At 69.4% G+C, this 22,659-nt stretch carries 19 protein-coding genes; 10 read left to right on the top strand and 9 right to left on the bottom strand.

The window, feature by feature from the left end:
• Nucleotides 1-129: 129 nt before the first annotated feature.
• Nucleotides 130-1,758: a protein kinase gene (locus tag ACH492_RS26470; protein ID WP_398990181.1), complete on the bottom strand. Its 1,629-nt coding sequence runs from the start codon at nucleotides 1,756-1,758 to the stop codon at nucleotides 130-132.
• Between the two features lie 319 nt (nucleotides 1,759-2,077).
• Here ACH492_RS26470 and ACH492_RS26465 point away from each other — a divergent pair, with 319 nt between their 5' ends.
• Nucleotides 2,078-3,604 carry a protein kinase gene (locus ACH492_RS26465; RefSeq protein WP_398990180.1) on the top strand — a complete coding sequence of 509 codons (1,527 nt, stop codon included), beginning with the start codon at nucleotides 2,078-2,080 and terminating at the stop codon, nucleotides 3,602-3,604.
• Between the two features lie 33 nt (nucleotides 3,605-3,637).
• On the opposite strand, the gene ACH492_RS26460 is transcribed toward ACH492_RS26465, so the two are convergent.
• Nucleotides 3,638-4,645 carry a phosphotransferase gene (locus tag ACH492_RS26460; RefSeq protein WP_398990179.1) on the bottom strand — a complete coding sequence of 336 codons (1,008 nt, stop codon included), beginning with the start codon at nucleotides 4,643-4,645 and terminating at the stop codon, nucleotides 3,638-3,640.
• Nucleotides 4,646-5,072: 427 nt separating this feature from the next.
• Between ACH492_RS26460 and pdhA the strand changes: the two genes are divergently transcribed.
• Genes pdhA through ACH492_RS26445 form a run of 3 tightly spaced genes read left to right on the top strand, consistent with a single transcriptional unit; the run spans nucleotide 5,073 to nucleotide 8,628 of the window.
• Entirely contained in the window at nucleotides 5,073-6,221 is a 1,149-nt protein-coding gene (gene pdhA / locus ACH492_RS26455; RefSeq protein ID WP_398990178.1) for a pyruvate dehydrogenase (acetyl-transferring) E1 component subunit alpha, read from the top strand.
• Between the two features lie 2 nt (nucleotides 6,222-6,223).
• Nucleotides 6,224-7,204 (top strand): alpha-ketoacid dehydrogenase subunit beta, encoded by a 981-nt coding sequence (locus ACH492_RS26450; RefSeq protein WP_398990177.1) that lies wholly within the window; start codon nucleotides 6,224-6,226, stop codon nucleotides 7,202-7,204.
• Nucleotides 7,205-7,218: 14 nt separating this feature from the next.
• Nucleotides 7,219-8,628, top strand: a complete 1,410-nt coding sequence (locus ACH492_RS26445) for a dihydrolipoamide acetyltransferase family protein (RefSeq protein WP_398990176.1) — start codon at nucleotides 7,219-7,221, stop codon at nucleotides 8,626-8,628.
• 98 nt (nucleotides 8,629-8,726) lie between these two features.
• Here ACH492_RS26445 and ACH492_RS26440 read toward each other — a convergent pair whose 3' ends face one another.
• Nucleotides 8,727-9,659: a D-alanyl-D-alanine carboxypeptidase family protein gene (locus ACH492_RS26440; RefSeq protein ID WP_398990175.1), complete on the bottom strand. Its 933-nt coding sequence runs from the start codon at nucleotides 9,657-9,659 to the stop codon at nucleotides 8,727-8,729.
• A 178-nt stretch (nucleotides 9,660-9,837) separates the two neighbouring features.
• On the opposite strand from ACH492_RS26440, the gene ACH492_RS26435 reads away from it, so the two are divergent.
• The gene (locus tag ACH492_RS26435; protein ID WP_398990174.1) at nucleotides 9,838-10,479 is read left to right on the top strand and encodes a GntR family transcriptional regulator; all 642 of its coding nucleotides are present in this window, start codon (nucleotides 9,838-9,840) and stop codon (nucleotides 10,477-10,479) included.
• Nucleotides 10,476-11,774 carry a nitrate/nitrite transporter gene (locus tag ACH492_RS26430; protein ID WP_398990173.1) on the top strand — a complete coding sequence of 433 codons (1,299 nt, stop codon included), beginning with the start codon at nucleotides 10,476-10,478 and terminating at the stop codon, nucleotides 11,772-11,774. The genes ACH492_RS26435 and ACH492_RS26430 overlap by 4 nt, the downstream gene beginning before the upstream one ends.
• A gap of 72 nt (nucleotides 11,775-11,846) precedes the next feature.
• On the opposite strand, the gene ACH492_RS26425 is transcribed toward ACH492_RS26430, so the two are convergent.
• Nucleotides 11,847-12,671 (bottom strand): maleylpyruvate isomerase family mycothiol-dependent enzyme, encoded by an 825-nt coding sequence (locus ACH492_RS26425; RefSeq protein ID WP_398990172.1) that lies wholly within the window; start codon nucleotides 12,669-12,671, stop codon nucleotides 11,847-11,849.
• Between the two features lie 166 nt (nucleotides 12,672-12,837).
• On the opposite strand from ACH492_RS26425, the gene ACH492_RS26420 reads away from it, so the two are divergent.
• Complete coding sequence (locus ACH492_RS26420) at nucleotides 12,838-13,695, top strand: carbon-nitrogen family hydrolase (RefSeq protein WP_398990171.1); 858 nt, start codon at nucleotides 12,838-12,840, stop codon at nucleotides 13,693-13,695.
• A 161-nt stretch (nucleotides 13,696-13,856) separates the two neighbouring features.
• On the opposite strand, the gene ACH492_RS26415 is transcribed toward ACH492_RS26420, so the two are convergent.
• Nucleotides 13,857-14,351: an LURP-one-related/scramblase family protein gene (locus tag ACH492_RS26415; RefSeq protein ID WP_398990170.1), complete on the bottom strand. Its 495-nt coding sequence runs from the start codon at nucleotides 14,349-14,351 to the stop codon at nucleotides 13,857-13,859.
• A gap of 40 nt (nucleotides 14,352-14,391) precedes the next feature.
• On the opposite strand from ACH492_RS26415, the gene ACH492_RS26410 reads away from it, so the two are divergent.
• Nucleotides 14,392-16,188, top strand: a complete 1,797-nt coding sequence (locus ACH492_RS26410) for an NHL domain-containing thioredoxin family protein (protein ID WP_398990169.1) — start codon at nucleotides 14,392-14,394, stop codon at nucleotides 16,186-16,188.
• Between the two features lie 9 nt (nucleotides 16,189-16,197).
• Here the strand turns inward: ACH492_RS26410 and ACH492_RS26405 are convergent, their stop codons facing one another.
• From ACH492_RS26405 to ACH492_RS26395, 3 genes are all read right to left on the bottom strand, one after another.
• Nucleotides 16,198-16,575, bottom strand: coding sequence for a hypothetical protein (locus ACH492_RS26405; protein ID WP_398990168.1), 378 nt, complete (start codon nucleotides 16,573-16,575; stop codon nucleotides 16,198-16,200).
• Nucleotides 16,576-16,635: 60 nt separating this feature from the next.
• Nucleotides 16,636-17,979 (bottom strand): M18 family aminopeptidase, encoded by a 1,344-nt coding sequence (locus ACH492_RS26400; RefSeq protein ID WP_398990167.1) that lies wholly within the window; start codon nucleotides 17,977-17,979, stop codon nucleotides 16,636-16,638.
• A gap of 98 nt (nucleotides 17,980-18,077) precedes the next feature.
• Nucleotides 18,078-19,904 (bottom strand): acyl-CoA dehydrogenase, encoded by a 1,827-nt coding sequence (locus ACH492_RS26395; protein ID WP_398990166.1) that lies wholly within the window; start codon nucleotides 19,902-19,904, stop codon nucleotides 18,078-18,080.
• A 129-nt stretch (nucleotides 19,905-20,033) separates the two neighbouring features.
• Here ACH492_RS26395 and ACH492_RS26390 point away from each other — a divergent pair, with 129 nt between their 5' ends.
• Together ACH492_RS26390 and ACH492_RS26385 are read left to right on the top strand one after the other, a co-directional pair.
• Entirely contained in the window at nucleotides 20,034-20,486 is a 453-nt protein-coding gene (locus ACH492_RS26390) for an SseB family protein (protein ID WP_307662241.1), read from the top strand.
• Nucleotides 20,487-20,608: 122 nt separating this feature from the next.
• Entirely contained in the window at nucleotides 20,609-21,565 is a 957-nt protein-coding gene (locus tag ACH492_RS26385) for a pirin family protein (protein WP_398990165.1), read from the top strand.
• Nucleotides 21,566-21,635: 70 nt separating this feature from the next.
• Here ACH492_RS26385 and ACH492_RS26380 read toward each other — a convergent pair whose 3' ends face one another.
• Nucleotides 21,636-22,634, bottom strand: a complete 999-nt coding sequence (locus ACH492_RS26380; RefSeq protein ID WP_398990298.1) for an MASE1 domain-containing protein — start codon at nucleotides 22,632-22,634, stop codon at nucleotides 21,636-21,638.
• Nucleotides 22,635-22,659 lie beyond the last annotated feature (25 nt).

The following is a 22,659-nucleotide window of genomic DNA, read 5'->3' as shown; positions in this document are numbered from 1 at the left end:
GATGTCGCCCATATCGGACTCAGCGTCACATGCCTTGACACTTCCGGCATCCCGGGGGAGTGCAATGGGGGACGGCCCGGCACGCGCAGTGCGTGCCGGGCCGTCCCCGGGGATGCGGTGCGGCTCGGGCTACCCCGACTTGCCCGTGGAGATCGTCAGCTCGAACTCCTGGTTCTTCGGCACCACGGCCTGTCCCTGGCCGGGGTACTGCACAACCACGGCGTCCTTGGGGTACTGAGGGTTGTCCACCTCGGTCACCTTCCAGGTCCACCCGGCGGCCCGCAGACACTCCTTCACCGACAGAAGGTCCTTGTAGAGGAGGTCGGGGGCCTGGACCTTCGCCGGGTCCGTGCCGTCTTCCGTGGCCTCCGAGCACTTCGTCTTCTCGATCGTCCGGGTGCGGTCCGGAGCCAGTCCCCCAGAGTCAGCCGACTCGCTCGAGCTCGGGTCGCCGCCCGCGTTGTCCCCGTCCCCCGAGTTCTTGCTCAGCACGATCGCCGTGATCAGACCGCCGATCGCCAGCAGTGCCACCACTATCGCGCCCACGACGACCGGCATGTTCCGCTTCCCACCGCCGCCGCCCGAAACCCTCGTCTGGGGCGTGATGTTGTACGGCGGCGTCGACGCAACCGGCCCAGGCGTCTGGTAGGCGGGAGGGGGCGGCGTGTGCGGGTAGCCGTACTGGGGCGTCGGAGCCGGCGTATGACTCTGCATGGGCGCCGACGCGGGAGTCGGCGGGCCGTACGGACCCGGCTGGTACGGCGTCTGCACGCTCTGCGGCGCCGGAGTCGACTGATCCAGCGGCGGGAAGACCGCGGAACCCACCCCCGCGCCGCTCGCCGCCGGAGCGCCGCCGATGATGACCGGCGCGCCCGTCTGCCCGGCGCTCGCCACCCGCGCGCACTCGTCGCGCATCGCTGCGGCGCTCGGGAAACGTTCGTTGGGGTTCTTCTTCAGCGCCCGCGCGACCAGTGCGTCCATCGCGGGCGTGACGGAGCGGTTGATCGTGGACGGTGCGACCGGCTCCTCCTGCACATGCGCGTACGCGATCGCCAGCGGCGAGTCCGCGTCGAACGGGATCCGCCCCGTCAGCAGCTGGAACAGCATGATGCCGACGGAGTACAGGTCGGAGCGCGCGTCGACGCCGCGACCCAGCGCCTGCTCGGGCGACAGGTACTGCGGAGTGCCGACCACCATGCCGGTCTGCGTCATCGAGGTGACGCCCGACTGCATGGCGCGCGCGATGCCGAAGTCCATCACCTTGACGATGCCCCGCTTGGTCATCATCACGTTGCCGGGCTTGATGTCGCGGTGGACCAGGCCCATTTCATGGCTGGTCTCCAGCGCGGCCAGCACATCGGCCGTCACCTTCAGCGCCTTGTCGGCCGGCATCGCGCCATACTGCTGAATGTCCGCCTGCAGTACGGATCCGAGCGGCTGGCCCTCGACGTACTCCATGACGATGTACGGCATCAGCGAGCCGTCGAGCTCGTCCTCGCCGGTGTCGAAGACCGAGACGATATTGGTGTGCGACAGCTTGGCGACCGCCTGCGCCTCGCGCCGGAACCGCTCGCGGAAGGACTGCTCCCGCCCCAGTTCCGTATGAAGCGTCTTGATGGCGACCTGGCGGTCGAGCGCCGAGTCGTACGCCAGGTACACGGAGGCCATGCCGCCTTCGCCGAGCAGGTCGCGAAGCTGATACCGGCCGCCCGCTACGGAACCACCCGCATAGCGGCCCTGCGCGCCGTCCTGGCTCATGACTGTGCATCCCCCTCGGCGCAAGGCCCGATGGCCCGCGATGATCCCGTTGCTCTTTGGGGCAAGTCTGCCCGAGGGGTCCGGCACGTCAAGCCAGGTGCCCGTTCCGTGACCGTACGCATAGGAAGCGTCTCGGAAGCGTTACAGGAAAAGCATGGAATTTGCATGGCCGCACGGGCAGCGGGTTTGATGGCCGGTCCACATCGAAAGAGGCCACTCACACGAAGGCTGTAGCGTGACGTGGCAGAGCACCCTGAGGGCGACAGCGAACACCCGCAGGCACGGTACGCACGCGGACAGATTACGACGGCGAGGACTGATGGCACCCGAACCCGAAGCAGGCGGCGGCGGATCGCCGGATGCGGCGGACTCCTGGGGCATCGGCGGAGTGGTCGGCGACGGCCGCTACCGCCTGACGCACCGTCTCGGACGCGGCGGCATGGCCGAGGTGTTCGCGGCGGAGGACGTACGGCTCGGCCGCACGGTCGCCGTCAAGCTGCTCCGTTCCGACCTGGCCGAGGACCCGGTCTCCAAGGCCCGCTTCACGCGCGAGGCACAGTCGGTCGCCGGCCTCAACCACCACGCCGTGGTCGCGGTCTACGACTCCGGCGAGGACGTGGTGGGCGGCCAGACCGTCCCGTACATCGTGATGGAGCTGGTCGAGGGGCGCACCATCCGCGATCTGCTGGTCAACGCGGAGGCCCCGCCGCCCGAGCAGGCGCTGATCATCGTCTCCGGTGTGCTGGAGGCGCTCGCCTACTCGCACCAGCACGGCATCGTGCACCGCGACATCAAGCCCGCGAACGTCATCATCACCAACTCCGGTGCGGTGAAGGTGATGGACTTCGGCATTGCGCGCGCCCTGCACGGCGCGCAGTCGACGATGACCCAGACCGGCATGGTCATGGGCACGCCGCAGTACCTCTCCCCCGAGCAGGCGCTGGGCAAGGCCGTCGACCACCGCTCCGATCTGTACGCCACGGGCTGTCTGCTCTACGAACTCCTCGCCCTGCGGCCCCCGTTCACCGGCGAGACCCCGCTCTCGGTGGTCTACCAGCATGTCCAGGACATCCCGGTGCCGCCGTCCGAGGTCTCCGACGCGGTGCCGCCGGAGCTCGACGGTCTGGTGATGCGCTCGCTGGCGAAGGACCCGGACGACCGGTTCCAGAGCGCGGAGGAGATGCGCGGTCTGGTGCAGTACGGGCTGCAGATGCTGCAGCAGCAGGGCAGCCACACCGGCACCTGGGGCACGGGTCCCGTCGAGACGCACGACGGCGGATTCACCCCGGCGATGGGGACGACCGGGCCGACCGCGATGCACCACCCCGTGCACGGCGAGACCTCGCAGAGCCCGATCCTGCCGCCGATGAACCCGAACGACGGCGGATACGACGGCGGTAACCGGGACGGCCGGAACGGCAAGGGCGGCGGCCGCGGAAAGATGTGGCTGTTCGCCGTGCTCGCGGTGATCGCCATCGCGGCGGGCGTCGCCTTCGCGCTGGACAAGGCGGGCAACACCGGCAAGAGCCCGAAGGACAACACCACAATCTCCCAGACGCCGTCCACGCCGGACACCTCGCCGACACCGACCGACGAGGAGACGGAGCAGAGCGAGGAGCCGGGCCCCACGGGCGACGATGAGCAGCCGTCCTGGACGCCGTCCGACCCTCCCTCGTTCACGCCGAGCGATCCGCAGACGCCGACGGACGACCCGACCACGGCCGAGCCGACGGAGCCGACCGGCGACCCGACGGACGACCCCACCACGGCCGATCCCACGGAGCCGACCGACGACCCGACGCAGTCGACGGGCAACCCGGGCGACCCGGGAAGCAACGGGGGCTGACGGGCCCCGCGACGGTCTCACCCCGCGACGGTCTCACCCCGCGAAGGCCTCGCACACCGCCTCGTACTCCCTCGTCCACCACACCGCCAGGGCCGACGCCGCAGGAAACTGCGGGTCGGCCCTCCGGTCGTGCAGCTGGTAGCGCCAGCGCAGGATCCAGAAGTCGTTGAGCCGCTCCCACCACACCCGGTGCACCGCCGCCGCCAGCTCCGCCGCGTCCGCGCCCGCCGCTCGCCGGTAGGCCTGTGCGTACGCCCGTACCTTCGTCAGCTCCAGCTCCCCGGCCGGCTGGACGAAGAAGATCGCCGCTGCCCGTACCGCCTCCTCCGCGCGCGGGTGCACACCCAGCCGGTCCCAGTCGACGATCGCGGCCGGTTCCGCGCCCCGGTAGAGCAGATTCAGCGGGTGGAAGTCGCCGTGCACCCAGCCGCCCGCGGAGGCCGGCGGCGGTCTGCGGTCGGCATGGCGCTCCAGCAGCGCGCGCCGTTCGAGCAGCCGGTGCTCGGCGAGGCCGTCGAAGGCGTCCCGGGGCCTCGCACTGCGCGCCAGCCCCAGCAGTTCGTCGATGAGCGTGAAGGTCTCCTCGGGGTCGGCGCTCTCGTACTCCCGGCACGCCGTGGCGTCCACCGCCATGACCTGCTCCAGACAGGTGTGTACGAGGCCGAGGAGTGAGCCGAGCCGCCGCGACTGGAGTGTGGTCAGCTGTGCCCCGTCGCGGTGCCGTCCGTCGATCCAGGGGTGCAGGGCGTAACACCGCCCGCCGATGACCGCGACCGTGTCGCCGTTCGCGTCCTCGACGGGTGGCGCGACCGGCACGCCGAGCGTCTGGAGCCGCTGGGTGGCCCGGTGCTGGCGGGCGATGGCCTCGTGGTCGCCGTCGAGATGGTGCTTGAGGAAGTACGCGCCACGGGTGGTGGCGAGCCGGTAGCCGCGGTTGAGGAGCCCCTGGGTGACAGGCTCGCAGGAGACGGGTTCGCCCGGGTCGGCGTAGCGGCGCAGCAGCGCATCGACGGGTGGGGCAGTTACAGATGAGCGCGGCACTCGCCAGATGCTAGATCACGCAGCGTGGCCGAGTAGCAGCTCTTGCAGATAATGCCAGAGTGTGCATAGAGAAATAGAATGATTTTTCCCTCTTCGCGCACGAAAGCGTCTCGCACATCTACTCTTCCCGTGTCCGGGGTGCCCGGGATAACGTGCCCGTGTTCCGGCGGCCTGCAAGGCTGTGACCAGTGGTTGTTCCCGAATTTCTCGATTTACTTGGAAATCCAAGCAAAATCGCAGGTCAAATGGGGTTTCGCAGTAATGCTTCCCACTGGGTAACGTGCCATTGGCAGGGCGCTCGCCGGGACACCTGTCACGCCTGATTCCGGCCGAGCGGCACCCCACCCCGTGCACGGGTACGGGAAACAGGCGAGCCGCACTGGCCAACCGGCGAACCCGGGGGCCGGACCGACGGAGGAGCACGCACGTGACCGTGGAGAGCACTGCCGCGCGCAAACCGCGACGCAGCAGCAAGCGCGTCAGCGCCGCGAACAAGCCACAGAGTTCCGAGCCCCAGCTCGTACAGCTGCTGACGCCTGAGGGAGAGCGCGTCGAGCACCCGGAGTACGAGATCGACCTGACCCCCGACGAGCTGCGCGGGCTGTACCGGGACATGGTCCTGACCCGCCGCTTCGACGCCGAGGCCACCGCTCTTCAGCGGCAGGGCGAACTCGGACTGTGGGCGTCGCTGCTGGGCCAGGAGGCCGCACAGATCGGCTCGGGTCGCGCGCTACGCGACGACGACTATGTCTTCCCGACCTACCGCGAGCACGGCGTTGCCTGGTGCCGCGGGGTCGACCCGACCAATCTGCTCGGCATGTTCCGCGGTGTGAACCACGGCGGCTGGGACCCGAACACCAACAACTTCCACCTGTACACGATCGTCATCGGCTCGCAGACGCTGCACGCCACCGGCTACGCGATGGGCGTGGCCAAGGACGGTGCCGACTCCGCCGTGATCGCGTACTTCGGCGACGGCGCTTCCAGCCAGGGTGATGTCGCCGAATCGTTCACCTTCTCCGCGGTCTACAACGCCCCGGTCGTCTTCTTCTGCCAGAACAACCAGTGGGCGATCTCCGAGCCGACCGAGAGGCAGACCCGGGTGCCGCTCTACCAGCGCGCCCAGGGCTTCGGCTTCCCCGGCGTCCGCGTCGACGGCAATGACGTCCTCGCCTGCCTGGCAGTGACCCGCTCCGCGCTGGAGCGGGCCCGCCGCGGCGAGGGCCCGACGCTGATCGAGGCGTTCACGTACCGGATGGGCGCGCACACCACCTCGGACGACCCGACCAAGTACCGGGCCGACGAGGAGCGTCAGGCCTGGGAGGCCAAGGACCCGATCCTGCGGCTCCGTACGTACCTGGAGAAGGCCGGCCTCGCCGACGAGGCGTTCTTCACGTCCCTGGACGAGGAGAGCGAGACGCTAGGCAAGCGGGTGCGTGAGGCCGTACGGGCCATGCCCGACCCCGAACACCTGGCGATCTTCGAGAATGTCTACGCCGACGGGCACGCGCTCGTCGACGAGGAGCGCGCCCAGTTCATCGCGTACCAGGCGTCCTTCGCCGAGGAGGGCAACTAACCATGGCTGTACAGAAGCTCCCCATCGCGAAGGCGCTCAACGAGTCGCTGCGCAAGGCGCTCGAGACCGACCCCAAGATCCTGATCATGGGTGAGGACGTCGGCAAGCTCGGCGGCGTCTTCCGGGTCACGGACGGACTGCAGAAGGACTTCGGCGAGGACCGGGTCATCGACACCCCGCTCGCCGAGTCCGGCATCGTCGGCACGGCGATCGGTCTCGCGCTGCGCGGCTACCGGCCGGTCGTGGAGATCCAGTTCGACGGCTTCGTCTTCCCCGCGTACGACCAGATCGTCACGCAGCTCGCGAAGATGCACGCCCGCGCGCTCGGCAAGATCAAGATGCCGGTCGTCATCCGCATTCCGTACGGCGGCGGCATCGGCGCGGTCGAGCACCACAGCGAGTCCCCCGAGGCGCTCTTCGCGCATGTCGCGGGCCTCAAGGTGGTCTCTCCGTCCAACTCCTCCGACGCGTACTGGATGCTCCAGCAGGCGATCCAGAGCGACGACCCGGTCATCTTCTTCGAGCCCAAGCGGCGGTACTGGGACAAGGGCGAGGTCGACACCGAGGCCATCCCGGGCCCGCTGCACAAAGCGCGTATCGCACAGGCCGGCTCGGACATCACGCTCGTGGCGTACGGTCCGATGGTGAAGGTCTGCGTCGAGGCGGCGGCCGCGGCCGCAGAGGAGGGCAAGTCGGTGGAGGTCATCGACCTGCGCTCGATGTCCCCGATCGACTTCGACACCATCCAGACGTCGGTGGAGAAGACAGGCCGGTTGGTCGTGGTGCACGAGGCCCCGGTCTTCTACGGTTCCGGCGCGGAGATCGCCGCCCGGATCACCGAGCGGTGCTTCTATCAACTGGAGGCCCCGGTGCTGAGGGTCGGCGGCTTCCACGCGCCGTACCCGCCGGCCAGGCTCGAGGAGGAGTACCTTCCGGGGCTTGACCGGGTGCTGGACGCCGTCGACCGCTCGCTCGCGTACTGAGGAGTGCCGTGACCATGACAGACACTTCCACTCGCTTCCGTGAGTTCAAGATGCCCGATGTGGGCGAGGGACTGACCGAGGCCGAGATCCTCAAGTGGTACGTCCAGCCCGGAGACGTGGTGACGGACGGCCAGGTCGTGTGCGAGGTCGAGACGGCGAAGGCGGCCGTCGAGCTGCCGATTCCGTACGACGGAGTGGTGCACGAGCTGCGCTTCGAGGAGGGCACGACCGTCGACGTCGGCACGTCGATCATCACGATCGATGTGGCGCCCGGGAGCGGTGACGCGCCGTCCGCGCCCGTGGCCCAGACGTCGGCCGCGCCCGTCGCTCCCGCCGTCGAGGAGGCCGAGCCGAAGGGCCGCCAGCCCGTCCTCGTCGGCTACGGCGTCGCCGAGACCTCCACCAAGCGCCGCGCCCGCAAGGGGACGGCGGCGGTGCCGGAGCAGGCCGCCGCGGCAGCCGCGGTCCAGGCCGAGATGAACGGCCACAGCGGCACGGCCACGGCCACCGCGGCCCGCCCGCTTGCCAAGCCGCCGGTCCGCAAGCTCGCCAAGGACCTGGGCATCGACCTGGCGACGGTCACCCCGACCGGTCCCGACGGTGTCATCACTCGGGAGGACGTCCACGCGGCGGCCGCTCCGACGACGGCGCCCGCACCTGCGGCCGCGCCCGCCCCTGTCGCGCAGCCCGTGGCCGAGGCCCCGGCGCCAGTCGCGGCGGGTGCGCGCGAGACCCGTATCCCCATCAAGGGCGTACGGAAGGCCACCGCGGCGGCGATGGTCGGCAGCGCCTTCACCGCGCCCCACGTCACGGAGTTCATCACGCTCGACGTGACGCGGACGATGAAGCTCGTCGACGAGCTCAAGGCCGACAAGGACATGGCGGGGCTGCGGGTCAATCCGCTGCTGCTCATCGCCAAGGCGCTGCTGGTCGCGATCAAGCGCAACCCGCAGGTCAACGCCGCCTGGGACGAGGCCAACCAGGAGATCGTGCAGAAGCACTACGTCAACCTGGGCATCGCGGCCGCCACCCCGCGCGGCCTGATCGTCCCGAACATCAAGGACGCGCAGGACAAGACCCTGCCCGAACTGGCCGCGGCGCTGGGCGAGTTGGTCGCCACCGCCCGTGAGGGCAAGACGACCCCGGCGGCGATGCAGGGCGGCACGGTGACCATCACCAACGTTGGCGTCTTCGGCGTCGACACCGGTACGCCGATCCTCAACCCCGGCGAGTCCGCGATCCTCGCGGTCGGTGCGATCAAGCTCCAGCCGTGGGTCCACAAGGGCAAGGTGAAGCCGCGCCAGGTCACCACGCTCGCGCTCTCCTTCGACCACCGGCTGGTCGACGGCGAGCTCGGCTCCAAGGTTCTCGCGGATGTCGCGGCGATCCTGGAACAGCCCAAGCGGCTGATCACCTGGGCCTGACCGGCCCGCGACCGGCCTGACGACACAGCCGCCCCGTTCCGCAGTGCGGAACGGGGCGGCTGTCGTTATGAAGCCTGCGGCCCTTGCGGCGCGGCTGATCAGTCGCGCTCGGCGCCCTGCGGCAGGCTCCGCAGCTGCATCGTCTGCGCGGTGCTCGAACCGAATCCGAAGTCGAGCAGCTTCGCGGCGTCCTTGTAGCGGTCGGCGCCGTTCAGGGTGACCCCGACGAAGGTCTTGTCGCCGCGCGTGGCGGCGAAGACCAGGCAGGGGCCCGCGGCCGTGCCGGTGCCCGTCTTGATGCCGATCGCGCCCTTGTAGGAGCCGAGCAGCTGGTTGGTGTTGTACCAGGTGTACGTGCGCTTGCCGCCCGTGCTGGTCGTCGCGGAGGTCACGTACTTCGGCGCCGCGACGACGGCGCGGAAGTTGGCGTTCTTCATCGCGTAGCTTGCGATCTTCGCGAGGTCGCGCGGCGTCGTGTAGTTGTTGCCGGCCTTCGAAATGCCGTCGAAGGAGTCGAACTTGGTGTTCTTCAGGCCGAGGGAGGTGGCCGTCTGGTTCATCTTGGCGATGAACGACTGCGTGCGTGCGGCCGTGGTGGTCCCCTTGCCGAGGAGGTCGGCGAGGGCGTACGCGGCGTCGCAGCCGGAGGGCAGCATCGTGCCGTACAGCAGCTGACGGACGGTCACCTTGTCGCCGGTCTTCAGGTCCGCGGTGCTGGCGCCCTGCTTGACCACGTAGTCGCGGTAGGTCTGCTTGATGGTGACCACGTGGTTCAGGTTTATGCCCTTGGTGTTCACCACCACCGCGGCCGTCATGACCTTCGTCGTGCTGGCCATCTGCCGACGGGTGTCCGGCGTCTTGGTGTAGACGGCGGTGCCGGTCGCGTTGTTGAGCAGGATGGCGCCCTTGCTCGCGATCGGCGGCACGGGGACGGCGTGAGCGGGCGCGGCCAGAGGCGAGACGGTCAGCAGCGCGCCGGTGGTGAGGACGACCACGGCGGCTTTGCGTACGCCCGGAAGGCTGGTTCTCAAGAATCGCTCCGAGTTCGCGAATGCATCGAAAAGGGTCGAAATGGCACCTGAATGGAAACAGGGCCCGGATACGAGACCGTTGAGCGGACCGAATGGATGTACACGACGCCCCATCAGTTCCGTCCTGCATCGTGGACGTGGCTTTCTGATGCACCTGTGTTGTATCTAAGCTGTGCGCATGCCCGTCGCCGCCCCTGCCGCCGAACGCGTCTACGCCCACATCAAGCAAGCCGTCCTCGACCGCCGCTACGAGGGCGGCACCCTTCTCACCGAGGGTGAACTGGCCGACGCCGTCGGCGTATCGCGCACCCCCGTCCGCGAGGCGCTCCTCAAGCTCGAGGTCGAAGGGCTGATCAAGCTCTATCCGAAAAAGGGCGCGCTCGTCCTCGCCGTCTCCGCGCAGGAGATCGCCGATGTGGTGGAGACCCGGCTGCTGGTCGAGGAGCACGCCGCCCGCAAGGCCGTACCGGCGTCGCCGCAGCTCCTCGCCCGGCTCGAAGAGCTTCTCGAGCAGCAGAAGCGACAGGGTGAGGCGGGCGACCTGGCGGCCGTCGCCGTCACCGACCGCTGTTTCCACGCCGAGATCGTGCGCAGCGGCGGCAATGAGATCCTCTCCCGCCTCTACGACCAACTCCGCGACCGGCAGCTGAGGATGGGCGTCGCCGTGATGCACTCCCACCCCGACCGGATCGCCAAGAACGTCGCCGAGCACAGCGAGATCCTCGAAGCCCTGCGTGCCTCGGACCCGGACGCGGCGGCCGCTCTCGTACACCGGCACGTCGGCTGGTTCAGCAACCTGGCGCGGGGCGAGGTCCGATGAGCGCCGCCGTCGCCCTGCCGGGAGACCCACCCGGCGGACGGCGCGCCGCCGCGGTCTGGGGCATCGGCGTCGCCGTCTACTTCGTCGCCGTCATCTTCCGTACGTCGCTCGGGGTCGCCGGCCTCGACGCCGCCGACCGCTTCGACGTCAACGCCTCCGCCCTGTCCACCTTTTCCATACTCCAGCTGCTGGTGTACGCGGGGATGCAGATACCCGTCGGCCTGATGGTCGACAGGCTCGGCACCAAGAAGGTGCTGACGCTCGGCGTGGTGCTGTTCAGCGTCGGACAGCTGGGCTTCGCGCTCTCCCCCTCGTACGGCACGGCCCTCGCCTCGCGCGCGCTGCTCGGCTGCGGCGACGCGATGACCTTCATCAGCGTGCTGCGGCTCGGCTCGCGCTGGTTCCCGGCCCGGCGCGGGCCGCTCATCGGGCAGGTCGCCGCGCTCTTCGGGATGGCGGGCAATCTCGTCTCGACCATCTTCATCTCGCGGCTGCTGCACGGCGTCGGCTGGACCGCCACCTTCGCGGGCAGCGCGGCGGCCGGACTGGTCGTCCTCGTACTGCTGTCGCTCTTCTTGAAGGACCACCCCGAGGGCCACGAGCCCCCGCCCGCCCAGCACGCCGGATCAGCCTTCGTACGCAAGCAGATCGTCCAGTCCTGGCGGGAGCCAGGCACCCGGCTCGGTTTGTGGGTGCACTTCACCACCCAGTTCCCCGCCATGGTGTTCCTGCTGCTGTGGGGGATGCCCTTCCTGGTCGAGGCGCAAGGCCTGTCCCGGGAGACCGCGGGCGAGCTGCTGACGCTGGTGGTGCTCTCCAACATGGTGGTGGGGCTGGTGTACGGGCAGGTCATCGCCCGCCACCACGCGGCCCGGACCCCGCTCGCCCTCGGCACGGTCGGGGCGACCGCGCTTCTGTGGGCGGCCATCATTGCCTACCCCGGGGACCAGGCTCCGATGTGGTTGCTGATCACCCTGTGCACGGTGCTCGGGGCGTGCGGTCCCGCGTCGATGATCGGCTTCGACTTCGCCCGCCCGGCCAATCCCCCGGAACGGCAGGGGACGGCGTCGGGAATCGTCAATATGGGTGGTTTTGTGGCCTCGATGACGACACTGCTGGCGGTCGGGGTGCTGCTGGACGCGACCGGGGACAACTACCGGATCGCGTTCTCGTCGGTGTTCGTGCTGGAGGCGCTGGGCATCGTGCAGATCCTGCGGCTGCGGGCGCGCACGGTGCGGCGGGAGCGGGAACGGCTGGTGGCGAGCCGCGTGGAGGCCGTGCACGTACCGGCGTGAGCGGCCCCGGTCCGAGCGGCCACCGTCGAACGGCGGCGCGCCCGGCGCCCCGCCGCGCCCACGGCGTGACCGCTACGGCGTGACCGCGAACTCCCGCAGGATCGCCGCCGCCAGATCGGCGTCCCCGTCCACCTTCACCCGGTCCTGCACCGCCGCCGCCCGCACCCGGCCACACGCCAGCCGCAGGAACGTCTCCCAGTCCATGGCGAGGGTCACGATGGGCCCGAGCGAGGGCGCGCCGTCGACCGTGCCGTGGCCGTCCGCGTCCACCCGGACCGTGCGCAGGAACTCCACCGGGCCGTGCACATCGAGGACGACCGCCGAATTCGCGGGTGCGCCCGCGTCCTTGGCGACCACCTTCGGCAGGGCTTCGAGCAGACAGTCCCGGGTGATGTACGCGCCGGGGGAGTCGAGGTTGCCGGGCTTGCCGAGCGCCATACGCAGATCCTGCTCGTGCGCCCAGGTGTCGAACGCGCGCATACGCATGGCCAGTTCCAGGGTCTGCTCGGCGCCGAGCGGGGCGCGGACCATGGTGTCGGGGGCGCGGTTCTCGTTGCGCAGCTGACGGGCCCGGCGGATGATCGTGTACTCCAGCTCGGAGGTCATCTCCGGCGCCGTGTGGTGCCGGCGCACGTCGACCTGCATCTCCATATAGCGGGTGAACTCGCTCTGCACATGGTAAAGATCGCGCGGCAGGGTGTGGATGGGCCGGGGATCGCCGAGCATCTCGCACTCCATGCCGATGACGTGCGAGACGAGGTCACGCACGGACCAGCCGGGGCACGGCGATGGCCGGTTCCACTCGCCCTCGACGAGCGGCTGCACCAGCTCGGCTATCGATTCGATTGAGTGGGTCCAGGCGTCGGCGTAGGTCTGGAGGCTGGGATGGACGGTCACGGGACCCCTCGGCGGTTCTGCGGTACGCGGGCTGGGCTGCTGCTGACTGCTGGGCTGCGTGGGAGGCTCGGCAGTTAAGTTACGCTGCCGGGCGGCACCCCGGCAGTGCTTTCGTGTGACGATCGTAGGCCCGTGTTGAAGGCTCGAATGCCAGGACGGTGGTAGTGTGCGCGCCTCACTCATCCAGATTGCAGTAGACCCGGACGAATCAGTCAATTCGCGAAGGCAGCGAGCCGCCGCGCTCGTACGGGAGCAGCACGGCGCCGATCTGGTGGTTCTTCCAGAACTGTGGCCCGTCGGAGCCTTTGCCTACCAGTCCTTCGCCGAAGAGGCAGAATCACTGGCCGGACCTACGTACGAGGTGATGGCGAAGGCCGCGAGCGACGCGGGCGTCTGGCTGCACGCGGGCTCCATCGTCGAGAAGGCCGTATCCGACAGCGGCTCCGCCGAGGGCCCCGGCACCCTCTACAACACCTCCCTCGTCTTCTCCCCCGCCGGTGAACTGGTCAGCACCTACCGGAAGATCCACCGCTTCGGCTTCGACAAGGGCGAAGCGGTGATGATGGGCGCGGGCGAGGTGCTCGTCACCGTCCCGCTGCCCGGGACTGGCACCGGGACTGGCACCGGGACCGGGGACGGACTCACCCTCGGCCTCGCCACCTGCTACGACCTGCGCTTCCCCGAGCTGTTCCGCGGCCTGGTGGACGCGGGCGCGCAGGCGTTCGTCGTCCCGGCCGGCTGGCCCGCCCGCCGCCGGGAACACTGGACACTGCTGGCCCGCGCCCGCGCCGTGGAGAACCAGGCATACCTCCTGGCCTGCGGCACCGCAGGCACCCACGCCGGGGTCGAGCAGGCCGGCCACAGCATCGTGGTCGATCCCTGGGGCGAGGTGCTCGCCGAGGCGGGCCCGGACGAAGAGGTCCTGACCGTGGAGCTCGACCCGGCGAAGGTGGCGACGACGCGGGAGCAGTTCCCGGTGCTGAAGGACCGGGTGCTGGGGGTGGACGCGCCACGGAGGGCCTAGCCTCCGGTGGTTGTTCCCCCACCCCGCCTCACCCCGCCCTTCCCGCTGCATCGATTTGCGGCTCCGCCGCGTGGGGGGCAAGCCCCCAGACCCCCGGTACGGCCTTCGGCCGTGTCCTCAAGCGCCGGACGGGCTGAAATTCAGCCCCGTGGAGGCAGGAGCTAGTCGCCGTCGCGCTCCTTCTCCGCCATCCGGATCACACAGACCGCGACCGCGATCATGAGCGCCGCGTCCGCGTCCTCCCGTACGACATTCACGGCGTACGTCTCCCGCACCCGGAACCACTGCCGGGAGATGTGCGCCAGCAGCTCGCCGTCGTACTCGACCCCGAACTCCCGGTCCAGGACCCGGCCGCTGACATCGAGTTCCGTACCCTCGACGAGCGTCACGCGGTAGTGATTGCGCACCAGCGAGAGCCGCTTCTTGCGGATCGTGGCGAGCGGCGCGTCGCCCCGCTCGATGGTCATCGCGTCCCGCAGGCTGAACATCTTCTTGCGCAGCGTGACGAGGACGAGCCCGTCCGGATCCTTGAGCTCCAGGGTGTCGCGCAGCCGCAGCGCCTTTCCGTCGACGAGGAAGGCGTGCCGCCCGTGCTCGTCCTCGATCCAGTAGTCGTCGCCGATCGCGAAGACTTTGTCGCGCACCAGATACTTCATGGCGGAATGCGTACCCGTATCGGTGCGGTTGGATGGGGGTATGGCATCACGTGCACGCGTTCGGGCCCCCGAGCTGATCGGCAAGGGCGGCTGGCTCAATACAGGCGACCACCAGTACACCCTCGCTGACCTGCGAGGACGCATCGTCATCCTCGACTTCTGGACATTTTGCTGTGTGAACTGTCTGCATGTCCTGGACGAGCTGCGCGAGCTCGAGGAGAAGCACCGCGACACCGTGGTGATCATCGGGGTCCACTCGCCGAAGTTCGTGCACGAGGCCGAGCACCAGGCCGTCGTCGACGCCGTCGAGCGCTACCAGGTGCACCACCCCGTACTGGACGACCCCGAGCTCGCCACCTGGAAGCAGTACGCCGTACGGGCCTGGCCCACCCTCGTCGTCATCGACCCCGAGGGATACGTAGTCGCCCAGCACGCGGGCGAGGGGCATGCGCACGCCATCGAGAAGCTCGTCGAGGAGCTGGAGGCAGAGCACGCCGCCAAGGGCACGCTGCGACGCGGCGACGGCCCCTATGTCGCGCCCGAGCCCGTCGCCACCGATCTGCGCTTCCCCGGCAAGGCCGTGCTGCTTCCGTCCGGGAACTTCCTGGTCTCCGACTCCACCCGGAACCAGCTCGTCGAGCTGGCGCCGGACGGCGAGAGCGTCGTACGGCGTATCGGCGACGGCGAGTTCAACGAGCCGCAGGGACTCGCCCCGCTGCCCGACGGCAGGATCGCGGTCGCCGACACCGTGAACCACTCCATCCGTGCGTACGACCCCGGGAGCGGCGCCATCGAAACGCTCGCCGGCACCGGCAAGCAGTGGTGGCAGGGATCGCCGACCAGCGGTCCGGCCCTCGACGTGTCCCTCTCCTCGCCGTGGGACGTCGCCTGGTGGGGCGAGCGGCTGTGGATCGCGATGGCGGGCGTCCACCAGCTGTGGACGTACGACCCGGCGACGGGGACAGTCGAGGTCGCGGCCGGGACCACCAACGAAGGGCTGGTCGACGGTCCCGCGGCCGAGGCGTGGTTCGCCCAGCCGTCCGGACTCGCGGCCACCGAGGACCGGCTGTGGATCGCCGACTCCGAAACCTCCGCGGTGCGCTGGATCGACCGTGATCTGGTCGTGCACACGGCCGTCGGCACCGGACTCTTCGACTTCGGGCACCGCGACGGGGAGGCCGGACAGGCCCTGCTCCAGCACCCGTTGGGCGTCACCGCGCTGCCCGACGGATCGGTGGCCATCAGCGACACGTACAACCACGCACTGCGCCGTTACGATCCGGCCGCCGGCCAGGTCACCACGCTGGCCACCGATCTGCGCGAACCCTCCGGCGCCGTCCTCGTCGGCGACGACATCGTGGTCGTCGAGTCGGCCAGGCACCGGCTGACCCGGCTGCGGCTGCCGGAGGAGGCGGTACGGGTCGAGTCCGTCGCCCACCGGACACAGCGCGCCGCCACCGAAGTCGCCGCGGGGAAGCTTCAGCTGGACGTGGTCTTCCAGGCTCCGGCCGGCCAGAAGCTGGACACGCGGTACGGCCCCTCCACCCGGCTGCTCGTCTCCTCGACCCCGCCCGAGCTCTTGACCAGCGGGGATGGTGCGGGGACCGACCTCTCGCGCGAGCTGGAGATCGACCCGGCGGTCGCCGAGGGCGTGCTGCATGTCTCGGCGATGGCGGCGTCCTGCGACGACCCGGATGGGGGCACCTCCCGGTCGGAGACCGGGGGAGAGTACCCGGCCTGTCATGTCCACCAGCAGGACTGGGGGGTTCCGGTGCGCGTGAGTGCGGACGGGGCCTCGCGGCTGCCGCTCGTACTGGCCGGGATGGATCAGGAGTAGCAGCGGCGGTCAGTGCAGCAGCCCCTGCCGCTCGGGCTGCCGCCCCGCCGCGCCGGCCAGGCAGCCGTCCACCCACAGGCCCGGGTTGTACGACGCCTTCCGCCCGCCGAGTCCGGCCGACGGCAGCTCTTCGCACCCGCCGGCCAGGAGCTTCCTGACCTCCTGGCCGGTCGGGTCGTACTGCCGGACACGGTTGCCCTGGATGAAGCCCGCCTCGTATGTGACGTCATCCGCCCAGGGCGGCCGCTCGTTGTACTGCCGGACGACGAACCAGCACCCCGTGAGCAGGACCGCTGCCGCCGAGGCGAGCGCGAGGGACAGAGTGCGGCGCGACGGGCCCGGGCGGTGCGCGCCGACCGTCTGATGACCGAGCAGAACCATGGTCATCAGCGTGCCGTGCGCCTGCTTTCGCGGATGTTTCGCAACAGGCCGCCCGGTGAAGGGACTTCAGCTCTCCAGGAACGCGGTCAGCGCGTTCGCCAGCAGATACGGGTCGTCCGCGCCGCACAGTTCACGCGCGCTGTGCATCGAAAGGATCGCGACGCCGATGTCGACGGTCTGGATGCCGTGCCGGGCGGCGGTGATCGGGCCGATGGTCGTGCCGCACGGCATCGCGTTGTTCGACACGAACGTCTGCCACGGCACCCCAGCCTTCTCGCAGGCCGCGGCGAACACCGCGCGTCCGCTGCCGTCGGTGGCGTACCGCTGGTTCACATTGACCTTGAGGATCGGGCCGCCGTTCACTCGCGGGTGGTGCGTCGGGTCGTGCCGCTCCCCGTAGTTGGGGTGCACGGCGTGCCCGGTGTCGGAGGACAGACAGACCGTCCCGGCGAACGCGCGCGCCCGGTCCTCGTAGCTGCCGCCGCGCGCGAACACCGAACGCTCCAGCACCGAGCCGAGCAGCGGGCCGTCCGCGCCGGTGTCCGACTGCGAGCCGTTCTCCTCGTGGTCGAAGGCGGCGAGCACCGGGATGTACGGCAGATCCCGGCCGGCCACGGCCGCGAGCGCCGCCGTCCCGGCGTGCACGGACAGCAGATTGTCCATCCGCGGCCCGGCCACCAGCTCGCTTTCCCGGCCCAGATAGGTGGGCGGCTCGATGGAGTGCACCATCAGGTCCCAGCCGGTGACCTCGCCCTCCGCGATCGCTGCCTCCTGCTCCAGGAAGCGGATCAGATCGCCCTCCGCGACATCGCCCAGCCCCCAGATCGGCTGCATGTGCTTCTGTCGGTCGAGCTTCAGACCGTCGTTGGCCTGCCGGTCGAGGTGGATCGCGAGCTGCGGCACGCGCAGCAGCGCCCGGTCCACATTCACCAGCCGGTGCGAACCGTCCCGCAGGCTGAGCCGCCCGGCCAGCCCCAGATCACGGTCGAGCCAGGTGTTGAGCAGCGTCCCGCCGTACACCTCGACGGCGATCTGCCGCCAGCCGTAGGAACCGGTGTCCGGCATCGGCTTGACCCGCAGATTGGGCGAGTCGGTGTGCGCGCCGACAATCCGGAAGGGGGTGTGGGCGCCGGCGCCCTCGGGCACGTACCAGGCGATGATCGCCCCGCCGCGCAGCACATACTTGCCGCCGGCCGTCCCCTCCCAGGCATCGGTCTCCAGCACCTGCCGGAAGCCGGCTTTCTCCAGCCGCTCGGCGGCGGCGGCCACGGCGTGGTACGGAGAGGGCCCGGCCGCAAGGAAGGACATCAGGTCGTCGGTGTGTCCGCGATCGAAAGGCGAAGATGTGCGCGTAGCGCTCGCTGGAGGGGTGGTGGCGGGCGACGGGTGGGCGGGTGCGCTGCTGCTCATGGAGTCACCTTAACGAGGGGCGTGCGCCGTGGGCATACAGATGGATGCGGCCCGCCCCCGGGGAGGGGGCGGGCCGCATCACAGATGGTCAGGGGCGACTAGAAGGCCGCCTCGTCCAGGTCCATCAGCGAGCTGTCCACCGTCTCGGCGAGCGCGCGCTCGGCCGAGACGCCCGGCAGGATGTTGGCGGCGAAGAACTTCGCGGCCGCGATCTTGCCCTGGTAGAACGGCACATCCTTGGCGGAGGCCGTCTCGAGCTTCTCCGCCGCGACGGCCGCGCCGCGCAGCAGCAGGTAGCCGACGACCACATCGCCCGAAGCCATCAGCAGGCGGGTGGTGTTGAGGCCCACCTTGTAGATGTTCTTGACGTCCTCGCCGGTGGCGATGAGGTCGTTCGTCATCGTGCCGACGATCGCCTCCAGGTCGACCGCGGCCTTGGCGAGCGCGTCGCGGGCCGGGGCCAGCTCCTCGCCGCCGGTGCCGACCGCCAGGAACTTCTTGATCTCCTCGGAGAGGGTGTTCAGCGCCTGGCCCTGGTCGCGGACGATCTTCCGGAAGAAGTAGTCCTGGCCCTGGATGGCCGTGGTGCCCTCGTAGAGGGTGTCGATCTTGGCGTCCCGGATGTACTGCTCGACCGGGTACTCCTGCAGATAGCCGGAGCCGCCGAAGGTCTGCAGCGACTGGGCGAGCTGCTCGTAGGACCTCTCCGAGCCGTAGCCCTTCACGATCGGCAGCAGCAGGTCGTTCAGCGCGACAAGGGACTTGGTGTCCTCGCCCGCGGCCTCCTTGACGGCGATCTCGTCCTGGACGGACGCGGTGTAGAGCACCAGGGCGCGCATGCCCTCGGCGTAGGCCTTCTGCGTCATCAGCGCGCGGCGCACGTCGGGGTGGTGGGTGATGGTGACCTTGGGCGCGGTCTTGTCGGCGAAGTTCACCAGGTCCTGGCCCTGGACGCGCTCCTTGGCGTACTCCAGCGCGTTCAGGTAACCGGTGGAGAGGGTCGCGATCGCCTTCGTGCCGACCATCATCCGGGCGAACTCGATGATCATGAACATCTGGCGGATGCCGTCGTGCTTGTCGCCGATCAGCCAGCCCTTGGCGGGGTGCTGGTCGCCGAAGGTCATCTCGCAGGTGTTGGAGGCCTTGAGGCCCATCTTGTGCTCGACGTTCGTGGCGTACACGCCGTTGCGCTCGCCCAGCTCGCCGGTCTCCCAGTCGAAGTGGAACTTCGGCACGAGGAAGAGGGACAGACCCTTGGTGCCCGGGCCGTGGCCCTCGGGGCGGGCCAGCACGTAGTGAAGGATGTTCTCCTCCATGTCGTGCTCACCGGAGGTGATGAAGCGCTTCACGCCCTCGATGTGCCAGGAGCCGTCGTCCTGCTGGACGGCCTTGGTGCGGCCGGCGCCGACGTCCGAGCCGGCGTCCGGCTCGGTGAGCACCATGGTGGAGCCCCAGCGCTTCTCAACGGCTATCTCGGCGACCTTCTTCTGCGCCTCGTTGCCCTCCTCGAAGAGGATGCCGGCGAAGGCCGGGCCGGAGGAGTACATCCAGATGGCCGGGTTCGAGCCGAGCAGCAGTTCCGCGTACGACCAGATCAGGGAGCGGGGCGAGGTCGTGCCGCCGATCTCCTCGGGCAGGCCGAGACGCCAGTACTCGGAGTCCATGAAGGCCTGGTAGCTCTTCTTGAAGGACGCCGGGACGGGCGCGGTGTTGGTCTCAGGGTCGAAGACCGGGGGGTTGCGGTCGGCGTCCGCGAAGGATTCGGCGAGCTCGTTCTCGGCGAGGCGGGCGACCTCGTCGAGGATGCTCTTGGCGGTGTCGACGTCCATCTCCGCGAACGGGCCGGTGCCGTACAGCTTGTCGCGCCCGAGGACCTCGAAGAGGTTGAACTCGATGTCGCGGAGATTCGACTTGTAGTGCCCCATGGCGACGGCTCCGTAAGGATCGGGAGGCGGATTTCTGTCCACGTACCAGTAAGTAGCTCCGATGATGCTACCCGTCGGTAATAAGATGCAACCCCCAAGGGGCATCTGTGACTCAGTACTCTTGCGGGCATGTACGGCTACGACCAGACCCCGGGCGCTCAGCAGCAGCAGTACGTGCCGCAGCAGCCTTCCTACGGCGAGCAGCCGCTGTACCCCGAGCCGTCGCCGCCTTCGCTTGCCGACGCGGTGCGGGCCTTCACCACCGGGTCGCTGTCGGCCGAGGACTTCCAGCAGGTCTTCGCGACCTCGAAGGTCTACTGTCCGCGCGGCGACAACCCCGGCTTCCTGGCGCTGCACAACACCCAGCAGCCGGTCATCCCGATGTTCACCACGCTCAAGGAGCTGCGTAGGTACGCGGGCAAGGAGTCCAAGTACTTCGTGATCACCGGGGCCGAGGTGATCGACCTGCTGCCGACCGGGTACGGCTTCGTCCTCGACATGGAGGGCGATCACCGGATGGTCTTCGACGCGAAGGCCGTGGAGCAGATGGTCGACTTCGCGATGAGGCGTATGTACGGCTAGACGGGCCGACGGTTTTGCGGTGCGTGTAGGGGCGCCCGGGGGGAATTCCTCCCGGGCGTCTCGCGTTCCAGTGGCAAGAAGTTCAGTCTTCAACTAAACTGGTCGCACAAGGAGGTCCCGTCATGCCTGCAGTGACTGTCGAGAACCCGCTCACCCTGGCGCGCGTAGCCGCGCCGGCCGGGGCTGTGCCGCGCCCCGTGCTCGCCGTGACCACGGCTCCGGCCGGGTTCGAGGGAGAGGGCTTCCCGGTGCGACGTGCGTTCGCCGGGATCGATTACCAGTACCTCGACCCGTTCATCATGATGGATCAGATGGGCGAGGTGGAGTACGCGCCGGGTGAGCCGAAGGGAACGCCCTGGCATCCGCACCGCGGCTTCGAGACCGTCACGTATCTGGTTGACGGAACGTTTGTGCACCAGGACAGCAACGGCGGCGGCGGGACCATCCAGAACGGCGACACCCAGTGGATGACAGCGGGCTCGGGCCTGCTCCACATCGAGGCGCCGCCGGAGTCGCTGGTCACGTCCGGCGGGCTCTTCCACGGGCTCCAGCTGTGGGTGAACCTCCCGGCGAGCGACAAGATGATGGAGCCCAGGTACCAGGACATCCGCGGCGGCCAGGTCCAGCTGCTGACCTCGCCGGACGGCGGGGCGCTGCTGCGGGTCATCGCGGGTGAGCTGGACGGGCACGAGGGCCCGGGCATCACACACACGCCGATCACGATGGTCCACGCGACGCTGCGGCCGGGTGCGGAGATCACGCTGCCGTGGCGGGAGGACTTCAACGGCCTCGCGTACGTCCTGGCGGGCCGCGGCGCGGTCGGCACGGACCGGCGGCCGGTCCGGATGGGCCAGACGGCGGTGTTCGGGACGGGCGGATCGCTGACGGTCCGCGCGGACGAGTCCCAGGACTCGAACAGCCCGGACCTCGAGGTCGTGCTGCTGGGCGGGCGTCCGATCCGGGAGCCGATGGCGCACTACGGGCCGTTCGTGATGAACACCCGTGCGGAGCTGCAGCAGGCGGTGGAGGACTTCCAGGCGGGACGCCTTGGCACGATCCCCGCTGTGCACGGCATGTGAGTGCGTGAGTACGTGAGTACGAAGGGCTGACGGGGTGCGTCGCATCGGGGACGCGCCCCGCCCCGGCGAATCAGCGGTCGCGGTCCCGTCCTTCGTCGTCATCGGGCGGCGGCCATTGGTATGTGCCCGGGCGTGGCTCCATCTGGGCCACCATCTCGGAGAGCTGTGCGAAGACCCGCCTGATCTCTTCGTGGGTTCGGTTCCGCTCGATGATGACCGCCGAGAGCAGCAGCGCCGTCAGCGCCGCGACGCCGTTGAACGCCTGGAGCGTGACCATGTTCACGAAAAGGTCCTGATGGGCGAACGGGCCGGTTCGGCGGGCGGCGGCAAGAATCGCCAGCGTCGAGACGGCCAGCGCGCATGGCGCGGCGCCGGCCAGCTGGAAGCGCAGCGCGGCCCAGATCAAGAACGGGAAGATGAGGAAGAGCAGGGAAGAGCTGCTGGTGCCCGTCGCCAGATACGTGGCAGACAGGGTGCCCAGCAGGAGCGCCACCGCTTCGGCCCAATGGCCAAGGGGGGCACGCGGCCACCGGGCCGTACGGATGACCAGCAGAAACGGTACGACCACGAGCACGCCCATCGCGTCCCCCGTCCACCACACCGACCACGTCGGCCAGAAGTCGCTCGGCTGCAGCGCACCGGCGAGCACCAGCACACCGCTGCCCACGGTTGAGCTGATCAGCATCGCGCCCAGGGCGCCGAGGAAGATCAGTGCCAGCACGTCCCGCAGCCGGTCCAGTTGGTTGTGGAACCCCGCACGTCGCAGCAGCAGGTAGGCGCAGACCGGGGCGAGCGTGTTCCCTGCGGTGATGCTCAGTACGGCGGGGAGCGACGGCCCGATGGACACGTTGACCAGGAAGGCGCCGAGCGCGATTCCTGGCCAGATCCGCAGACCGAGGATGAGCAGGCCGGCCACTGCCACGCCGGTCGGTGGCCACAGCGGCGTGACCTGGCCGCGCACCAGTTGCTGGAGGAGCCCCAACTGTGCCGATCCGTAGTAGACGGCGGCGACAGCGAGGATCCGGAGGGCGGCAGAGCCGTGACGCCGGATCTCCTCGTTGCGCACCACGCCGGTCACCGGCCTAGCGTATGTA

It is taken from the genome of Streptomyces sp. NPDC019443 (assembly GCF_044389785.1).
In the GTDB taxonomy this organism is placed as follows: domain Bacteria; phylum Actinomycetota; class Actinomycetes; order Streptomycetales; family Streptomycetaceae; genus Streptomyces.
Note: the sequence above shows the minus strand (reverse complement) of the source record. Positions and strands in the feature narration are given on the sequence as shown.